This window comes from Shinella zoogloeoides, assembly GCF_022682305.1.
Lineage (GTDB): Bacteria > Pseudomonadota > Alphaproteobacteria > Rhizobiales > Rhizobiaceae > Shinella > Shinella zoogloeoides_B.
In genome coordinates this window covers 1361999-1379218 of sequence record NZ_CP093528.1, presented here as the reverse complement: position 1 = coordinate 1379218, position 17220 = coordinate 1361999, and the positions used below count along the sequence as shown (strand labels likewise).

Genomic DNA, 17220 nt, shown 5'->3' with positions numbered 1-17220 from the left:
GTTCGCCGATCCGGCGCCCACGTTTTTAAGGACAAGCTTAACCGCCGTTGGCGACCACAGTCTCGCGGTATTCCTCCACCGCCTTGGCGACGAGGCCCGCAACCTTCTTCTGCCAGGCGGGATCGATCAGCAATTGCTCGTCGTCCTTGTTCGACATGAAGCCGAGTTCCAGCAGGATCGAGGGCACATCCGGCGCGGTCAGCACGCGGAAGCCGGCATGGCGGTGCGGGTTGTTGATCAGCAGCACCTCGTCCTTGAAGGTGCCGACGACGCTCTGGGCGAGATTGATGGAAAAGGCCTGCGTCTCGCGGCGCGTCAGGTCCAGCAGGATGTCGGCGACCTCGGCCGGCTCATCGGTGAAGGAGATGCCAGCGATCTGGTCGGAGAGGTTTTCCCGCTCGGCAAGGCTTGCGGCGAGACTGTCGGAAGCCTTGTCGGAAATGGTGTAGACCGTCGCGCCGCGGATATCCTTCTGCTTCAGCGTATCGGCGTGGATGGAGATCAGGAGGTTCGCGCCCTCGCCGCGGGCAAGCTGCACGCGCTGGGAAAGCGAGAGGAACTCGTCCTTGTCGCGGGTCAGGATGGCCTTGGTGCCGGGCAGCTTGTTAAGGGCGTCCGCAAGCTCCCTTGCGAAGGCGAGCGTGACATTCTTCTCCTCCGTCTTCGTCGCGCCGCCGCGCGCGCCGTTGTCGATGCCGCCGTGACCGGCATCGACGGCGATGACGAAGGGGCCGTCCGGCCGGCTGCCCGGCAACAGCACGGGCGTTTCCTCGCTTGCGGCGGGCGCGGATGCCTGCCAGCTCTGCTTGTCCATCTGGCCCTGGAAGACCTCACCGGTGACGATGGCCGTGTCGATGACAAGGCGATAGCTTTCCGCCCCCTGCTCTTCCTGCACCTCCGCCAGCACGACGCCGACAGGGCGCGAGGCGGTCAGCACGATGCGGGCGCGCCCGGCGGCCATGGTGCCGTAGCGGATGTCGGAGAAGATGCCGCGCGCCTCCAGTTCCTCTGCCTTGATGCCGAAATCGGTCTCCGGCAGGTCGATGAGGATGCGATAGGGATTGGCGACGTAGTGGACCTTGAAGTCGGGCTTGCGGTCGAAGTCGATGACGAGGCGCGTGCGGGCGTCGTCACCGGCGATGCGGGCGCCGAAGGCGAGCAGCGGCGCGGCGGAAGCGGAAACGGCGAGCACAGGCGTCACGACGGCAAGGCAGAGACTTGCGGCGAACGCCCCCATGGCAAGGCGATAAAGGGTCTTGGTCAGAAAGCTTGGCATCACCACTTGCAGTCCGTTCGAACGCGTGAAACCCGCGCGGCGCGGCGCTGGACGAAGTCCATAGATGCCCCCATATGGTTAACCGAAGCTTGCCGGAGGCGGCCGTGCGCGGCGCGGCGCACAGATCATGGCAAATCCATCAAGATTATGACGCTTTTGGCTTTTCCCTTGCCATTGTGACATATCCGCCATAAAAGCAAAATCAGGGAAAAAGAATAGACGGGATAGAATCGCTTAGAGCAGGCAGCCACCCCTTCGGGATCTTGGCGCCGAACCGGGCCTTCATCCGCCGTCGCACCACTTTTTCCCGGCCGATTAGATCGCGTAAACCGGCGGTGGCCGGAACAGTCAAGGTGGATTTCCACCACTCGCCCTTACCCAAGGGCAACTTCATCGGACCCTATGGGTCTATGGCACTGGCATTCTCGTTGGACGTTGATGTTGTCACGGCGGATTCTATCAGAGGGTAACAGGCACCGGGACGCTCGCGTACCGACCACCCTCCGTCCGCTTACCCCTCACCGGGGCCTGACGGGAACTTACTTATCCGGCGCATCCCTCTCCTCCCCCGGCTCATCCCTTTCAGGGAACAGCTCGCCGCCAGGATTGCGGCTGCGCCGAGGAGCTCAAATTACATGGCAGAGAAAATGCTTATCGATGCGTCTCACTCTGAGGAGACGCGGGTTGTCGTCGTACGCGGGAACCGCATAGAAGAATTCGACTTCGAATCCGAACACAAGAAGCAGATCCGCGGCAATATCTACCTTGCCAAGGTCACGCGCGTCGAACCGTCGCTCCAGGCGGCCTTCGTCGACTACGGCGGCAACCGCCACGGCTTCCTGGCTTTCGCCGAAATCCACCCGGATTATTACCAGATCCCCCTCGCCGACCGTCAGGCTCTCCTGAAGGCCGAAGCCGAGGAACATCGCCGCGACGACGACATCGAGCCGATCGAGACGGGCACGCGCGCTTCCGATGAGAGCGAAGCGCCGGTCGAGGCCGAAGCCGAGGCGGTCGTCGCCGTCGAAGAAACCGTAGTCGAGGCGGTCGTCGCCGTCGAAGAAACCGTAGTCGAGGCCCCGGCCGAGCCGGAAGTCGTCGAAGCGTCCGCTGACCTTGCCGCTGAAGAGGCTCCGGCCGAAAAGCCGAAGAAGCCGCGCCGCACCCGCAAGGCCAAGGCGAAGACCGAGGAAGAAGCCCCGGCCGCCGAAGAGGCTGCCGCTTCCACCGAAGGCAGCGAGGACGAGACGCCCGGCGGCGCGATGGCCATGGCCGTCGACACCGACGAAATCTCCGAGCCCGCCGAGCGCTCGCGCGGCCGTCGCCGCCGCGATGACGACGACGATGACGACGATCACAACGGCGAAGAGAAGGAAGTCATCGAATCCGTCGGCGCCGAAGACGCCATGGAAGAGGTACCGGATCGCGTGCAGCGCAAGCCGCGCAAGCAGTACCGCATCCAGGAAGTCATCAAGCGCCGCCAGATCCTGCTCGTGCAGGTCGCCAAGGAAGAGCGCGGCAACAAGGGCGCGGCTCTCACCACATACCTTTCGCTCGCCGGCCGCTACTCCGTCCTGATGCCGAATACGGCGCGCGGCGGCGGCATTTCCCGCAAGATCACCAACCTTCAGGACCGCAAGCGCCTGAAGGAAATCGCCCGCGACCTCGAGGTTCCGCAGGGCATGGGCGTGATCCTGCGCACCGCCGGCGCGAACCGCACCCGCGTCGAGGTCAAGCGCGACTTCGAATACCTGATGCGCCTGTGGGAGAACGTCCGCACGCTGACGCTCGCCTCCACCGCGCCCTGCCTCGTCTATGAGGAAGGCTCGCTCATCAAGCGCTCGATCCGCGACCTCTACAACAAGGACATCAGTGAGATCGTCGTTGCCGGCGAGGAAGGCTACCGCGAGGCGAAAGCCTTCATGAAGATGCTGATGCCGAGCCACGCGAAGGTCGTCCAGCCTTACCGCGACGTGCATCCGATCTTCTCGCGCTCGGGCATCGAAGCCCAGCTCGACCGCATGCTGCAGCCGCAGGTGACGCTGAAGTCCGGCGGCTACATCATCATCAACCAGACCGAGGCGCTCGTCTCGATCGACGTCAACTCCGGCCGTTCGACCCGCGAGCACTCCATCGAGGAGACCGCGCTCCAGACGAACCTGGAAGCGGCGGAAGAAGTCGCGCGCCAGCTGCGCCTGCGCGACCTTGCCGGCCTCGTCGTCATCGACTTCATCGACATGGAGGAGAAGCGCAACAACCGGGCCGTCGAGAAGCGTCTGAAGGACCATCTCAAGAACGACCGCGCGCGCATCCAGGTCGGCCGCATCTCGCATTTCGGCCTGCTCGAAATGTCGCGCCAGCGTATCCGCGCTTCGGTTCTCGAATCGACGATGCAGACCTGCCCGCACTGCAACGGCACGGGCCATATCCGCTCGCAGTCGTCGGTCGCGCTGCATGTCCTGCGCGGCATTGAGGAATATCTCCTCAAGAACACCACGCACAACATCACCGTCCGCACCACGCCGGACATCGCGCTCTACCTGCTCAACCACAAGCGCGGCACGATCATCGATTATGAGGGCCGTTTCGGCGTCGCCATCATCATCGAGGCGGATGCCCATGTAGGCGCACAGCACTTCGCGATCGACCGCGGCGAGGCTGTGGAGAATCCGGTCAAGATCGAGCAGATCCTGCACTTCGAGCCGGAGCCGGAAGAAGAAGACGTCGTGATCGAGGAAGAGATCGACGAGGAAGAGGAAGAAGCAGCCCGCCCGGCCGCCGCCGCCGCGCAGTCCGCCTCCTCCGACGAGAACGGCCGCAACAAGCGCAAGCGCCGCCGCCGCCGTCGCGGTCGTGGCCGCGAGAACGGCGACGGCACGGACACCGCCTCCTTCGGCGGTGAACAGGCCGGCGATGACGACGCACTCGACGACGATGACGCCGAAGGCGATGGCGATGGCGAGGAGGGTACGGAAGCGACCCAGGCCGAAGCCGGCGAGAGCAGCGACCAGCGCCGCAAGCGCCGCCGTCGTGGCAAGCGCGGCGGCCGCCGCAACCGTCCCGAAGACGGCTCCGTCGAAGCCGGCGCCGAAGGGTCCGACGATGCGGAAGGCGATGACGACGACGGCGATGCCGTGACGGTGGAAGCCGTCGAGGCGGAAGTCGCCGAAGTGGCTGTCGCTGCCGAGGAAACCCCGGCCGAAGCCATCGTCGAGGAAGTGCCTGCCAAGCCGAAGCGCGCTCGCCGCAGCCGCGCCAAGGCGGCCGAGGAAGCCGTTGCCGACGAGGCTGCCCGCAGCGAGGTCGAGGCCCAGCCCGCACCGGCTGCCGTGGAAGAGACCGCAACGTCGGCGGAACCGGAAGTCGAGCAGGCCGCCGCCGATCTCGAAGAGCCGGCCAAGCCCGTACGCGCCAACCGCGACCTCTCGAAGATCGCCTCCGAACCCGTCGTGAAGTCCACGACGGCCACCAAGGAAGCGGCAACGGACGATGAACCGGAAAAGCCCAAGAAAGGCGGCTGGTGGCAGCGTCGCGGCTTCTTCTAAGAGCCTGCTTATATTATGAAATCGAAAAGGCCCGGTTTTGCCGGGCCTTTTTCTTGCGCGGGAATCGGGTGGCTGCTCCCTTCTCCTTCTGCGACATCGCTGTCGTCAGAACCAAGAGGAGCTTCCCATGACATATCTCGATAGCAAGGTTGCCATCATCACCGGCGCAAGCTCCGGCATCGGCCGCGCCGCCGCGCTGCTGTTCGCCCGGCAGGGGGCGAAGGTCGTGCTTTCGGCACGCGGACGCGAACGGCTGGAGGCGGTTGCCGAGGAAATCCGTATGGCCGGCGGCGCGGTCGTCGCCGTTCCCGGCGACGTCAGCGAAGAATCCCATCACGAGGCGCTGGTCGATGCCGCGCAGGCGGAATTCGGCGGCCTTGACATAGCCTTCAACAATGCCGGCACGACGGGGCCGGTCGGCGCCCTCACCGCGCTCTCCATGGCGGAATGGCAGGCGGTTCTGGGCGTCAACCTGACGAGCGGCTTCCTCGCCGCCAAGTACCAGCTTCCCGCGATGGAGGCACGCGGCGGCGGCAGCCTGGTCTTCACGTCCACCTTCGTCGGCTACACGGCAGGTTTTCCCGGTCTTGCGGCCTACGCCGCGTCCAAGTCCGGCCTTGTCGGCCTGGTGCAGGTGCTCGCTTCCGAATACGGGCCGAAGGGCATTCGCGTGAATGCGCTGCTGCCGGGCGCGACGGATACGCCGATGGGCCGCGACGTGGCGAACACGCCCGAGGCGCTGCAATTCGTCGCCGGCCTCAACGCCTTCAAGCGCATCGCCGCGCCGGAGGAAATCGCTGAAGCCGCACTTTTCCTCTGCTCGCCCGCCTCCAGCTTCACGACGGGAACGGCGATGCTGGTCGATGGCGGCGTCTCGATCAACCGCGTCTGAGAAAGTGAATCAGGTGCCTGAAAGATCGATTCCGCTTCGCATCGCAAAGCCTTGAAGCGGAATCGCTTTCCGATCTCAGGCGAGCCAGCGCGCGAGGCGGTCGACCGCCTCGTTCATCTCCTCGAAGGAGCCGGCATAGGAGAACCGCATCGTGTGATGGCCGTCCAGCGGATCGAAGTCGATGCCGGGCGTCGCGGCGACATCGGTCTCGGCCAGCATGCGGCGGGCGAAGGCCATGCTGTCGTTGGTGAAGCGGCGGACATCCACATAGGCATAAAAGGCGCCATCCATCGGCGAGGCGATGGAGAAGCCGAGTTCCGGCAGGCGCTTAACGAGGAAATCACGGTTCACGCGGTAGGCATCGCGGTAGACGTTCAACTCCGCCTCCGCGCCGAGGGCCGCCTGCGCCGCGATCTGCGAGAGTTCCGGCGCGGAAATATAGAGGCTCTGGGCGATGCGCTCGACCGGACGCACCAGCTTTTCCGGCAGCACCATCCAGCCGATCCGCCAGCCGGTCATGCAATAGTATTTCGAGAAGGAGTTGATGATCACCGCCTCCTCGCCGAATTCCAGCGCCGTCGCCTCCTCGCCGACGAAGGTGAGGCCGTGATAGATCTCGTCCGAGATGAAGGCGATGCTGTTGTCCCGGCAGTAGGCGGAGAGCGCCGAAAGGTTGGCGCGGCCGGTCACGGTGCCCGTCGGGTTCGCAGGGCTGGCGAGCAGCACGCCATCGATGCGGCCCGCCGCCTCCAATGCCTCCGGCGTCAGCGTGAAGCCGTTTTCCGCGCTCACCTCGATCTCCACCGTCTCGATGCCGAGCGCGGCGAGGATATTGCGATAGGCAGGATATCCAGGGCGCGCGATGGCGACCCGGTCTCCGGCATCGAACAGCGCGAGGAAGGCGAGGTTGAAGCCGGCGGAAGAGCCGGTCGTGATGGCAATGCGGCCGGGATCGACCGAAACGCCGTGGAGGGCCTTGTAGAAATCCGAGATGGCGGTGCGCAGCGAAAGCAGGCCGAGCGCGTCCGTATAGCCGATGCGGCCGATCTCCAGCGCACGGCGCGCGGCTTCGCGGGCAGCTTCCGGCGCGGGATGGACGGGCTGGCCCACGGCCATGGAGATCACCGGGCGGCCGGCGGCCCGGCGCTTCGTCGCCTCGGCGAGCACATCCATGGCGTGAAAGGGTTCGACGGCGCCGCGGCGGGAGAGTTTCATGGGCTTTTCTTCCGGTTCATGAGATGCCGCCTTCCTGCCGCAAGACGCCCACGTTCACAATCCCGCGAGGGCCGAAAATCCGCCGCTTTTGCCCTATCGTTTGCGCGCGGCGAACCATAAGGTCGTTGAAAGCGTGCCGCGCGGATTGACGCGCAGGCCCCGCCGGTGGCAGTTCTCCGGCGCATCACGGACGAGGACAGGACAGACATGACATTCAAGACCAAGCTTGCGGCCACCGTCGCTCTTACCATCGCGGCCGCAGCCCCCCTTCCCGCTCTCGCCCTCGACGATGCGCAGAAGAAGGAAATCGGCGAGTTCATCAAGGAATATCTCGTCGAGAACCCGGAAATCTTGATCGACGTGCAGGAAGCCCTGCAGAAGAAGCAGGAAGAACAGCAGCAGGCGAAGGCCCAGTCCGCGATCACCGACAATGCGAAGGCGATCTTCTCCTCGCCTTACGACATCGCGCTCGGCAATCCGAAGGGCGACGTCACGATCGTCGAGTTTTTCGATTATAACTGCGGCTACTGCAAGCGCGCCCTCTCCGACATGGACGAGGTCCTGAAGGAGGACCAGAACGTCCGCTTCGTCCTCAAGGAACTGCCGATCCTCGGCCCCGATTCGGCCGCCGCCCACAAGGTCAGCGCCGCGGTGCGCGATCTGGCTCCGGAAAAGTACGGCGAGTTCCACCGTGCCCTCCTCGGCGGCGAAGGCCGCGCGACGGAAGAAAGCGCCATCGCGCTTGCCGCCACCATGGGCCTTGCCGAGGCGGATATCCGCAAGACCATGACGGAAAAGCCGCATGACGACGCCGTGCGCGAAGCCTATACGCTGGCGAATGATCTCGGCATCACCGGCACTCCTTCCTACGTGCTGGGCGAGGAGATGGTCTTCGGCGCCGTCGGCGTGGACGAACTCAAGCAGAAGATCGCCAATGTCCGCTCCTGCGGCAAGGCGACCTGCTGAGAACCGCGCGTTCTTCCCGTCACGCCGGCCATAGCGGCCCTTTGGCTTGTGGACAGCCCTTTCGACCGGCAAAGCCCCGCTGCTTGGGGCTTTCCTCACGCAAACCGCCGGTCTATAGGTAATTGTCTATCCAGCATGCGGAATTGCGAATGGCTTCAACCCTTTTCGTGCTCAACGGCCCCAACCTGAACGCCCTCGGCAAGCGCGAGCCCGGTATCTATGGCGGCCAGACGCTCGCCGATATCGAAGCGCTCTGCAAGGCGGAGGGCGGGAAGCTGGGCTATGCCGTCGAGTTCCGCCAGTCCAACCACGAAGGCGATCTGGTCGACTGGATCCATGAGGCCGGCGATATCGCCGCCGGCATCGCCATCAACGCCGGTGCCTATACCCACACCTCGATCGCGCTGCACGACGCCATCCGCGCCGTGAAGATACCGGTCGTCGAACTGCACCTTTCCAACGTGCATGCCCGCGAGGAATTCCGCCACACGTCGATGATCGCGCCCGCCGTGAAGGGCGTCATCTGCGGCTTCGGCGCGCATAGCTATATCCTCGCGCTCCATGCGCTTTCGTCCATCACGACATAAGAAGAACCAGAGGCTCATTTCCATGGCTGACAAGAAACACGGCATCGATCAGGCTCTGATCCGCGATCTCGCCAACATCCTCAACGAGACGGACCTGACCGAGATCGAAGTGGAGCAGGACGACCTGCGCATCCGCGTCTCGCGCGCCGGCACCCCGCAATATGTCCAGGCTCCGATCGCCGCACCCGTCGCCGCCGTCAGCGCCGCGCCGGCTGCCGCCGCTGCGCCTGCCGCCCCGGCCGATGCCCGCAGCAACAAGAACGCCGTGACGGCGCCGATGGTGGGCACCGCCTACCTCGCTCCGGCCCCGGGGGCGCGCGCCTTCATCGAGGTCGGCTCGACGGTCAAGGAAGGCCAGACCATCCTCATCATCGAAGCCATGAAGACGATGAACCAGATTCCCGCGCCGCGCTCGGGCAAGGTTACTGAAATCCTCGTGCAGGATGCGAGCCCGGTCGAATATGGCGAACCGCTGATCGTCATCGAATAAGGCGGGTCCCATGATCTCCAAAGTCCTCATTGCCAACCGCGGCGAAATCGCCCTCCGGGTCCTTCGGGCCTGTAAGGAGCTGGGTATCGCCACGGTCGCCGTGCATTCGACGGCCGACGCCGACGCCATGCATGTGCGTCTTGCCGACGAGAGCGTGTGCATCGGCCCGCCGCCGTCGCGCGAAAGCTACCTGAACATCCATCAGATCGTCGCCGCCTGCGAGATCACCGGCGCTGACGCCGTGCATCCGGGCTACGGCTTCCTGTCGGAGAACGCCAAGTTCGCGGAGATTCTCGACGCGCACGGCATCACCTTCATCGGCCCGACGGCGGAGCATATCCGCGTCATGGGCGACAAGATCACCGCCAAGCAGACGGCGCAGGAACTCGGCATTCCCGTCGTTCCCGGCTCCGACGGCGAGGTGAAGCCGGAAGACGCACTGGAGATCGCCCGCAAGATCGGCTTCCCCGTGCTGATCAAGGCCACCGCCGGCGGCGGCGGACGCGGCATGAAGGTCGCCCGGACCGAAGCAGACCTTGAAGAGGCCGTCTCGACCGCCCGTTCCGAAGCGCTCGCCGCCTTCGGCAACGACGCCGTCTACATGGAAAAGTATCTCGGCAAGCCGCGTCATATCGAAATCCAGGTCATGGGCGACGGCATGGGCAACGCGGTGCACATGGGCGAGCGCGACTGCTCGCTGCAGCGCCGCCACCAGAAGGTCTGGGAAGAAGCCAATTCCCCGGCTCTCAATGTCGAGCAGCGCATGAAGATCGGCCAGATCTGCGCCGAGGCCATGCAGAAGCTGAAGTACCGCGGCGCCGGCACGATCGAGTTCCTCTACGAGAACGGCGAGTTCTATTTCATCGAAATGAACACTCGTCTTCAGGTGGAGCACACCATCACCGAAGCGATCACCGGCATCGACCTCGTGCATGAGCAGATCCGCGTCGCTTCCGGCGGGGGCCTTTCGGTCCGCCAGGAGGATATCGTCTTCTCCGGCCATGCCATCGAGTGCCGCATCAACGCCGAGGATCCGCGCACCTTCGTTCCCTCCCCGGGCACGATCACGCATTTCCATGCACCGGGCGGCCTTGGCGTTCGCGTCGATTCGGGTGCCTATCAGGGCTACCGCATCCCGCCCTACTACGACAGCCTGATCGGCAAGCTCATCGTGCACGGCCGCACCCGCGTCGAATGCATGATGCGTCTGCGCCGCGTTTTGGACGAGTTCGTCATCGACGGCATCAAGACGACGCTGCCGCTCTTCCAGGACCTGATCGGCAACCAGGACATCGCCAACGGCGATTACGACATCCACTGGCTGGAGAACTATCTGGCCAGCAAGACCGACGCTTAAGGGGCGTCGGTCGATGGCAGGGCGACGCAGACGGCATCCGGAGATCACCCCGGAACTTCTTCTGCGCGCCTATTCCATCGGGCTTTTCCCGATGGCCGATTCGGCGGACGACCCGGAGCTCTTCTGGGTCGAGCCGGACATGCGGGGCGTCATCCCGCTCGACGGATTTCACGTCTCGCGCAGCCTTGCCAAGACGATCCGCAAAGTCCCCTTCGACATCCGTTTCGATACGGCCTTCGACGCGGTGGTCGCGGCCTGCGCGCAGGCCGCGCCGGACCGGCCGTCGACCTGGATCAACGCGAAGATCAAGTCGCTCTACGGCACCCTGCACCGCATGGGCCATGCCCATTCCGTCGAGGCCTGGGAGGGGGATCAGCTCGTTGGCGGTCTCTACGGCGTCTCACTCGGCGCTGCCTTCTTCGGAGAAAGCATGTTCTCGCGGCGCACCGACGCCTCGAAAATCTGTCTCGTCCATCTCGTGGAACGCCTGAAGACGAACGGCTTCCGCCTGCTCGACACGCAGTTCACCACCGAACACCTGAAGACGTTCGGGGCCATCGACGTGCCGAAGATCGATTATGAAGACATGCTGGCGAACGCGCTGGCCTCGCCGCACCTGCCGTTTTAAGGCGACTCATCTCCAAATCCATGCTTTTTCAGGTTACCGGCATTCAACCTGCCGGCGTTGAGGATCAAGGATATATCCTCCAGACGTCGCGTCATCACAACGGTCGATATGGTCGTTGATTTGAGAGGCCAGAGCGACCATCCATACGACTATAGCCGTCAAAAAAACCACACAAACGGCGCCGATTATCTGCCCTTTTCCAACGCCGAACACTGGGTGCTACTGCGCCTTCGCCTTGGCGTCATCAGGCGGCGGGACGTCCGACTTCGCCTTGCACTCGGTCAGCCAGACGTCATAGACGGGGTGCTCGACGGCGTTGAGGCCGGGGCTGTCGGCAAACATCCAGCCGGTGAAGATGCGGCGGATCTTGCGGTCGAGGGTGATCTCGTCGACTTCGACGAAGGAGGTGATCTTCTGCGCCTCGGTATCGTCACGGCTGTAGCAGACCTTCGGCGTCACCTGAAGCGCGCCGAACTGCACGGTCTCGCCGATATAGACGTCGAAATTGGTGATGCGGCCGGTGATCTTGTCGATGCCGGAAAAGGCGGCGACCGGGTTCTCGATGCGCGCCGCCGATGCAGCAACGGGCGTCAGGGCAAGCCCTGCGACAAAAGCCGCAAGCACCACCGAACCGAAGCGCCGCCCGGCGTTTGCCCGTGAAAACCCTGATGTCATGAAGCCGTCTCCTGATCCGTTCCGGCGTTCGCCGGTGGCTTCCAGCTACCGGCGAAATGTGGCCAAATCGGTATCAGTTGCCCGGGGTCCAGGCGTCGTAGTCGCCGGTAACGCGCGGGCGCTCGCCGGCAGCGGCAAGCGAACCCGGCGGGCGGTAAGCCTGCGAGGTGCCAGTCGGATTGGCGCGATGCGCCTTTTCCCATTCGCGCGCCTTGTAGCTCTCGTCGGCCGGGGAAACGTCCGTGCGGTGATGCATCCAGCCGTGCCAGCCCGGCGGGATGGCGGAGGCGTCGGCATAGCCATTGTAGATCACCCAGCGGCGCGTGCGGCCTTCGGAGTCCTTGCCGCCACCCTGATAGTAGACGTTGCCGAACTCATCCTGGCCGACCTTGGTGCCGAAGCGCCAGGTATGGAAGCGGGTGCCGATCGTCTGACCGTTCCACCAGGTGAAAATCTGCTTGAGAAGGCTCATGGGTGGCGTCCTTGGCAGGGCCATGCCGGAAGCGCGGCCCGAGACTGATGGTTTGCCCGCTCGTCACGGACGATATTTCTTCCGCTTATGGCCCCAAGACGCTGGAATGTCCAGCGATTCCCGCGCCTTCGCCCACGGCTTTTCGTGAGCGTCAACCGCCAAGCGGCTTCTCGTACACATCCAGCGGCACGCCGGAGACATTGTCCGCCGTATGCTGCGCCTCGCCCACCTTGGCAAAGCCGTGTGCATAGTAGAAGGCGACGGCCGCGTCGTTGCGCGGATCGACTTCCAGCAGCATGGTCTTCGCATCCGGGAAGCAGGTTTCAAGCTCGGCGAACATGTCGCGCCCGATGCCCTGACGCTGGTAGCGCGGCAGCACATAGAGCTGGTGGAGGAAGGCGACCTTCGGCCGGTCCTTCGACATGGCGACATAGCCCATGCCGGCCAGTTCCTTGCCATTGTCGGCGACGACGAACTCGCTGTCCTTGCGTTCCAGCTTGGTCTTGAGCGCCGGCACGGAATGCCAGCGCGCGGTGATCTCGCTGACCTTGTCGACGCCGTAGAGCGCATCGTAGGTCGCGTGCCACGTCTCGGCCAGAAGCGCGCTGACTTTCGCCAGATCGCGCTCCGAAGCCGTGCGGACAAAGAACACCGGATTACTCCTCGATGCCGAGCTTGGCCTTGACGAGGGCCTGAACGGCCTGCGGGTTGGCCTTGCCGCCCGTCGCCTTCATCACCTGGCCGACGAACCAGCCGGCGAGCGTCGGCTTGGCCAGGACCTTGGCGACCTGATCGGGGTTGGCGGCGATGATCTCGTCCACGGCCTTCTCGATGGCGCCGGTGTCCGTGACCTGCTTCATGCCGCGGGTCTCGACGATTTCGGCCGGCTCGCCGCCCTCGTTCCAGACGATCTCGAAGAGGTCCTTGGCGATCTTGCCGGAGATGGTGCCGTCCTTGATGAGATCGATGATGCCGCCGAGCTGGGCGGGCGAAACCGGAGTCTCTTCAATGGCTTTGCCGTCCTTGTTCAAGGCGCCCAGCAAGTCGTTGATGACCCAGTTCGCGGCAATCTTGCCATCGCGGCCGGCGGCCACGGCCTCGTAATAGTCGGCGATCGCCTTCTCCGAGACGAGCACCGAGGCGTCGTAGACGGAAAGGCCGAGATCCTTGAAGAAGCGGATCTTCTTGTCGTCGGGAAGTTCCGGCAGGTCGGCCAGAAGCTTGCCGACGAATTCGTTGTCGAATTCCAGCGGCAGCAGGTCCGGATCGGGGAAATAGCGGTAGTCGTGCGCGTCTTCCTTCGAGCGCATGGAGCGCGTCTCGCCCTTGCCCGGATCGAAGAGACGGGTTTCCTGGTCGATGCTGCCGCCATCCTCCAGAATGCCGATCTGGCGACGGGCTTCATATTCGATGGCCTGGCCGATGAAGCGGATGGAGTTGACGTTCTTGATCTCGCAGCGCGTGCCGAAGGCTTCGCCCGGGCGGCGCACGGAAACGTTGACGTCGGCGCGCATGGAACCCTCGTCCATATTGCCGTCGCAGGTGCCGAGATAGCGCACGATGGAGCGCAGCTTCGTCATATAGGCCTTGGCCTCGTCCGAGGAGCGCATGTCCGGCTTGGAGACGATCTCCATCAGCGCGACGCCCGAGCGGTTGAGGTCGACATAGGACATGGTCGGATGCTGGTCGTGCATCGACTTGCCGGCGTCCTGCTCCAGATGCAGGCGCTCGATGCCGATCTCGATATCCTCGAAATTGCCCTGGCGGTCCGGGCCGAGCGAGATGACGATCTTGCCCTCGCCGACGATCGGGTCCTTGAACTGCGAGATCTGGTAGCCCTGCGGCAGGTCCGGATAGAAGTAGTTCTTGCGGTCGAAGATCGAGCGGTGGTTGATCTGCGCCTTCAGGCCCAGGCCCGTGCGCACCGCCTGCCTGACGCATTCCTCGTTGATGACCGGCAGCATGCCCGGCATGGCGGCATCGACCAGCGAGACGTTGGCATTCGGTGCCTTGCCGAATTCCGTCGATGCGCCGGAGAAGAGCTTCGAATTGGAAAGGACCTGCGCGTGCACCTCCATGCCGATGATGACTTCCCAGTCGCCGGTGGCGCCGGGGATCAAGCGTTTCGGATCGGGGGTGCGGACGTCGACGAGGGTCATTGCAGGCTCTTTTTGTGGTGTCTTCGGTGCTGTCTCGGTAGAACATATGGGCAGGCGGCGCAAGGTTTTCAGCGGGTGCCGTCCGCCCTCGTTAGCCAAGCCGCAAGGATGATCGGCTAAAAGCGTGTCATGGACACGATAGCGACGCTTCCGATCATCCTTGTTCTCTTCAACATCGTGACGTTCTGCCTCTACTGGTGGGACAAGGAAGCCGCGCACGACGGCCATTGGCGCGTTTCCGAAGCGCGACTGCTGCAGTTCGCCTTCTTCGGGGGCAGCCTCGGCGCCGTTGCCGCACAGCGGATCCTACGGCACAAGACGCGCAAGGAGCCGTTTCGCACGCGGCTGATGGCGATCCTGATTCTCCATGCGTTGTTGATCCCGGCAGCCCTGATCTTCGGCCCTTCCCTCTATCGAATGTTGCTCGCCGGCTGACGCGCCTTTTCGGCATGTGTTGACATGCGGCGAGATTCGTAACTATTATTGTTACATGAAAAGAAACAGCCGCCTTTCCGCCGTGCTTCACGCACTCATGCACATGGCCGAGCGCAACGAGCCGATGACCTCGGATGATCTCGCGCTTTGCCTCGACACCAATGCCGTCGTCGTCCGGCGCACCATGGCCGGGCTTCGCGACGCCGGCATCGTACAGTCCGGCCGGGGCCATGGCGGCGGCTGGCACTTTGCCAGGCCGCTTGCCGAAATCTCGCTGCTCGACATCTACAATGCGCTGGGAGAGCCGATCCTCTTCCAGATCGGCCCGGCGACGGAAATGCCGGGCTGCGTGGTCGAGCAATCCGTCAACCGCGTAATCGGCGATGCGCTTAGGGATGCCGAGGCGATCCTGATGGCGCGCTTCGCCGGCACGACGCTCGCCGACCTCGCGGTCGATTTCCGCGCAGCGGCAAGGCACTGCCGGCCCGATACCGGCTAAACCGCAGTCACTCCCGATACCCTGCATCGCACGGACGGCGCCCGCCGGCCGAACGATGCCGCTCGCTCCATAGAAAGGATCAACCATGACCGAAGATGCCATCATCATCGGCGGGGGCTTTGCCGGCCTTTCCGCCGCCATGCAGCTCGCCCGCGCCCGCCGCCGCATCACCATTCTCGACACCGGGGAGCCGCGCAATCGCTTCGCCTCCCGCTCGCACGGCTTCCTCGCGCAGGATGGCCGGCCGGGAAGCGATATCCTCGCCGATGCCCGGCGCCAGCTTGCCGCCTATGAGACCGTCACATTTCGCGATACCCCCGCCGAGCGGCTGGACGGTGAACGGGATGCCTTCTCCGTCATCACCGGCGATGGCGAGCGGATCGATACGCGGCGCGTGCTGCTCGCCACCGGGTTCGAGGATCAGTTGCCACTCATTCCGGGCATTGCGGAGCGCTGGGGCAAGACGGTGCTGCATTGCCCCTATTGCCACGGTTACGAGGTGGGTGGCGGACCGATCGGCGTCCTGGCGCGCACGGCGGAGGCAGCCCGCTTTGCGGCCGTCGTCGCCGACTGGGGCAATGTCACGCTCTTCACCAATGCAGTACCGGAACCGGACGACGAAGCCCTCGCCGTTCTCGCCGAGCGCAACGTGAAGCTGCGGCCGGGCCGTGTCACGGGTGTAACCGACGGGCCGGACGACATGCTCTCCGTCGAAACCGGTCCCGGCATCCCGACGCTGGTCAAGGCGCTCTTCGTCATGCCGGAGGCGCGGGTGCGCAGCGCCATTCCGGCCGAACGCGGCCTGAAGCTGAAGGAAACGCCCATCGGCAATATCCTCCACACGGACGATACCGGCCAGACCTCCCTGCCCGGCCTCTATGCCGCCGGGGATATCGCATTGGGCGCGGCCAATATCTCGCTCGCCTCGGCCAATGGCGTGAAGACCGGCGTCTTCCTGCATCACTCGCTGATCTGGCCCGCACATTGACCTTTGCGGATGCTCCGGGTATTTCCGGAGCATCCGTCATGGAGTTTTGATGTCTAACTTGTCTGAGACCCGCTGAGGACCCTGCCCGCCACAGCTTGCGCGCAGGGTCTGAAAAAACGATGAGCCCTGCCACCCATCGGATGGCGGAACGTTTTTTCGCGTTCATTCGAACGCTGGACGGATTCTCAAGACAATGGACATTTCGCGCGCCGAACAGCGCATCCTTCACCTGCTCGCCCAGGGCGGCAGGATCGACATCGAAAAAGACGACGACACCCGGAAGATCACGACGGTCACCTGCATCACGCGGGACGGCTGGCGGGCAAGCGGTCTTGACATGGATCTCTTCCGCAGGCTGAAGCGCCGGCGGTGCATCGCCTCCTCCGGCGGCAAGCCCTACCGTATCACGCAGCGGGGGCTGGAACTGGTTCGTGCCCAGCACGACAACCAGTAGAAAGTGGCGGAGGCGCGGCGAAAGCCCGCCTCCTCTTCGCCTCAGAACCCGCCCGGTCCGTAGGCGATGGGTCCGTCCATCACGAGCTGCCGGCGCAGACCAACCGATTCGATGTTGCGATCGAGGCGCTCCGAGTAATCGACAGAAAGCCAGCTCACCCCATAGCCATGCTTCTGGAAGAAGCCGACGGCCGCAAGGTTGCGCGCATGGGTCTGGAGACGCGCCGCCTCGAAGCCGGCCGCGGCGATCTCGGTTTCCATCGCGGCAAGCAGGGCCGAACCGAGGCCCTTTCGCTGCTGCGCGGGATCGACCCAGAGATCGCTGATTTCGTCGTCCAGCTTCTCGCGCGAAGCCCAACCGGAAAGCTGGCCGTCGAGATCGGCGACGGTCACGCGCAGCCAGCGATTGGCGAGGAATTGCTGGAAGGCATTGCGGGCATGGTCGCGCCGCACCTGAACGGGAACGCCGACGATGGCCTGCTCCCAGGCGCGGACGCCGATCCCGATCAGGGCCGGGACATCTTCCTCAAGCGCGTTGCGTACGGTGATCATGCGGCAGCTCTCTCCGCCGCCATCAAAGCAC

18 protein-coding genes are annotated in these 17220 nt (G+C 64.3%); 11 read left to right on the top strand and 7 right to left on the bottom strand.

The window, feature by feature from the left end; genetic code table 11:
• Positions 1-37: 37 nt before the first annotated feature.
• Positions 38-1276, bottom strand: coding sequence for an N-acetylmuramoyl-L-alanine amidase (locus MOE34_RS07040; RefSeq protein ID WP_242222459.1), 1239 nt, complete (start codon positions 1274-1276; stop codon positions 38-40).
• A gap of 635 nt (positions 1277-1911) precedes the next feature.
• Between MOE34_RS07040 and MOE34_RS07035 the strand changes: the two genes are divergently transcribed.
• Positions 1912-4821 (top strand): Rne/Rng family ribonuclease, encoded by a 2910-nt coding sequence (locus MOE34_RS07035; protein WP_242222458.1) that lies wholly within the window; start codon positions 1912-1914, stop codon positions 4819-4821.
• 127 nt (positions 4822-4948) lie between these two features.
• On the top strand, positions 4949-5713 hold the full coding sequence (locus tag MOE34_RS07030; protein WP_242222456.1) for an SDR family oxidoreductase: 765 nt from the start codon (positions 4949-4951) through the stop codon (positions 5711-5713).
• Between the two features lie 75 nt (positions 5714-5788).
• Here MOE34_RS07030 and MOE34_RS07025 read toward each other — a convergent pair whose 3' ends face one another.
• Complete coding sequence (locus MOE34_RS07025) at positions 5789-6928, bottom strand: pyridoxal phosphate-dependent aminotransferase (RefSeq protein WP_242222454.1); 1140 nt, start codon at positions 6926-6928, stop codon at positions 5789-5791.
• Between the two features lie 207 nt (positions 6929-7135).
• On the opposite strand from MOE34_RS07025, the gene MOE34_RS07020 reads away from it, so the two are divergent.
• The 5 genes from MOE34_RS07020 to aat all read left to right on the top strand — a co-directional run bounded on the left by MOE34_RS07020 (position 7136) and on the right by aat (position 10956).
• On the top strand, positions 7136-7894 hold the full coding sequence (locus tag MOE34_RS07020) for a DsbA family protein (protein ID WP_242222452.1): 759 nt from the start codon (positions 7136-7138) through the stop codon (positions 7892-7894).
• 149 nt (positions 7895-8043) lie between these two features.
• On the top strand, positions 8044-8481 hold the full coding sequence (gene aroQ / locus MOE34_RS07015; protein ID WP_242222450.1) for a type II 3-dehydroquinate dehydratase: 438 nt from the start codon (positions 8044-8046) through the stop codon (positions 8479-8481).
• Positions 8482-8503: 22 nt separating this feature from the next.
• Positions 8504-8971 carry an acetyl-CoA carboxylase biotin carboxyl carrier protein gene (gene accB, locus MOE34_RS07010; protein WP_242222448.1) on the top strand — a complete coding sequence of 156 codons (468 nt, stop codon included), beginning with the start codon at positions 8504-8506 and terminating at the stop codon, positions 8969-8971.
• Positions 8972-8981: 10 nt separating this feature from the next.
• A complete protein-coding gene (gene accC / locus MOE34_RS07005) occupies positions 8982-10328 on the top strand; it encodes an acetyl-CoA carboxylase biotin carboxylase subunit (protein WP_242222445.1) in 1347 nt (448 codons plus the stop codon).
• A 13-nt stretch (positions 10329-10341) separates the two neighbouring features.
• Entirely contained in the window at positions 10342-10956 is a 615-nt protein-coding gene (aat, locus tag MOE34_RS07000; protein ID WP_242222442.1) for a leucyl/phenylalanyl-tRNA--protein transferase, read from the top strand.
• Positions 10957-11175: 219 nt separating this feature from the next.
• Here aat and MOE34_RS06995 read toward each other — a convergent pair whose 3' ends face one another.
• The 4 genes from MOE34_RS06995 to gatB all read right to left on the bottom strand — a co-directional run bounded on the left by MOE34_RS06995 (position 11176) and on the right by gatB (position 14262).
• Entirely contained in the window at positions 11176-11631 is a 456-nt protein-coding gene (locus MOE34_RS06995; RefSeq protein ID WP_242222440.1) for a DUF2155 domain-containing protein, read from the bottom strand.
• Between the two features lie 73 nt (positions 11632-11704).
• Positions 11705-12103 carry an NADH:ubiquinone oxidoreductase subunit NDUFA12 gene (locus MOE34_RS06990; RefSeq protein ID WP_242222438.1) on the bottom strand — a complete coding sequence of 133 codons (399 nt, stop codon included), beginning with the start codon at positions 12101-12103 and terminating at the stop codon, positions 11705-11707.
• Between the two features lie 151 nt (positions 12104-12254).
• Positions 12255-12755 (bottom strand): GNAT family N-acetyltransferase, encoded by a 501-nt coding sequence (locus MOE34_RS06985; protein WP_242222436.1) that lies wholly within the window; start codon positions 12753-12755, stop codon positions 12255-12257.
• Between the two features lie 4 nt (positions 12756-12759).
• Positions 12760-14262, bottom strand: a complete 1503-nt coding sequence (gene gatB, locus MOE34_RS06980; RefSeq protein WP_242222434.1) for an Asp-tRNA(Asn)/Glu-tRNA(Gln) amidotransferase subunit GatB — start codon at positions 14260-14262, stop codon at positions 12760-12762.
• Between the two features lie 129 nt (positions 14263-14391).
• Here gatB and MOE34_RS06975 point away from each other — a divergent pair, with 129 nt between their 5' ends.
• From MOE34_RS06975 to MOE34_RS06960, 4 genes are all read left to right on the top strand, one after another.
• Entirely contained in the window at positions 14392-14697 is a 306-nt protein-coding gene (locus MOE34_RS06975; protein ID WP_242222432.1) for a DUF1294 domain-containing protein, read from the top strand.
• 55 nt (positions 14698-14752) lie between these two features.
• The gene (locus tag MOE34_RS06970) at positions 14753-15196 is read left to right on the top strand and encodes an Rrf2 family transcriptional regulator (protein ID WP_242222430.1); all 444 of its coding nucleotides are present in this window, start codon (positions 14753-14755) and stop codon (positions 15194-15196) included.
• A gap of 85 nt (positions 15197-15281) precedes the next feature.
• Positions 15282-16184: an NAD(P)/FAD-dependent oxidoreductase gene (locus tag MOE34_RS06965; protein ID WP_242222428.1), complete on the top strand. Its 903-nt coding sequence runs from the start codon at positions 15282-15284 to the stop codon at positions 16182-16184.
• A 193-nt stretch (positions 16185-16377) separates the two neighbouring features.
• Positions 16378-16638, top strand: a complete 261-nt coding sequence (locus tag MOE34_RS06960; RefSeq protein WP_242222426.1) for a YjhX family toxin — start codon at positions 16378-16380, stop codon at positions 16636-16638.
• A gap of 41 nt (positions 16639-16679) precedes the next feature.
• On the opposite strand, the gene MOE34_RS06955 is transcribed toward MOE34_RS06960, so the two are convergent.
• Positions 16680-17189, bottom strand: a complete 510-nt coding sequence (locus tag MOE34_RS06955) for a GNAT family N-acetyltransferase (protein WP_242222424.1) — start codon at positions 17187-17189, stop codon at positions 16680-16682.
• Between the last annotated feature and the right edge of the window lie 31 nt (positions 17190-17220).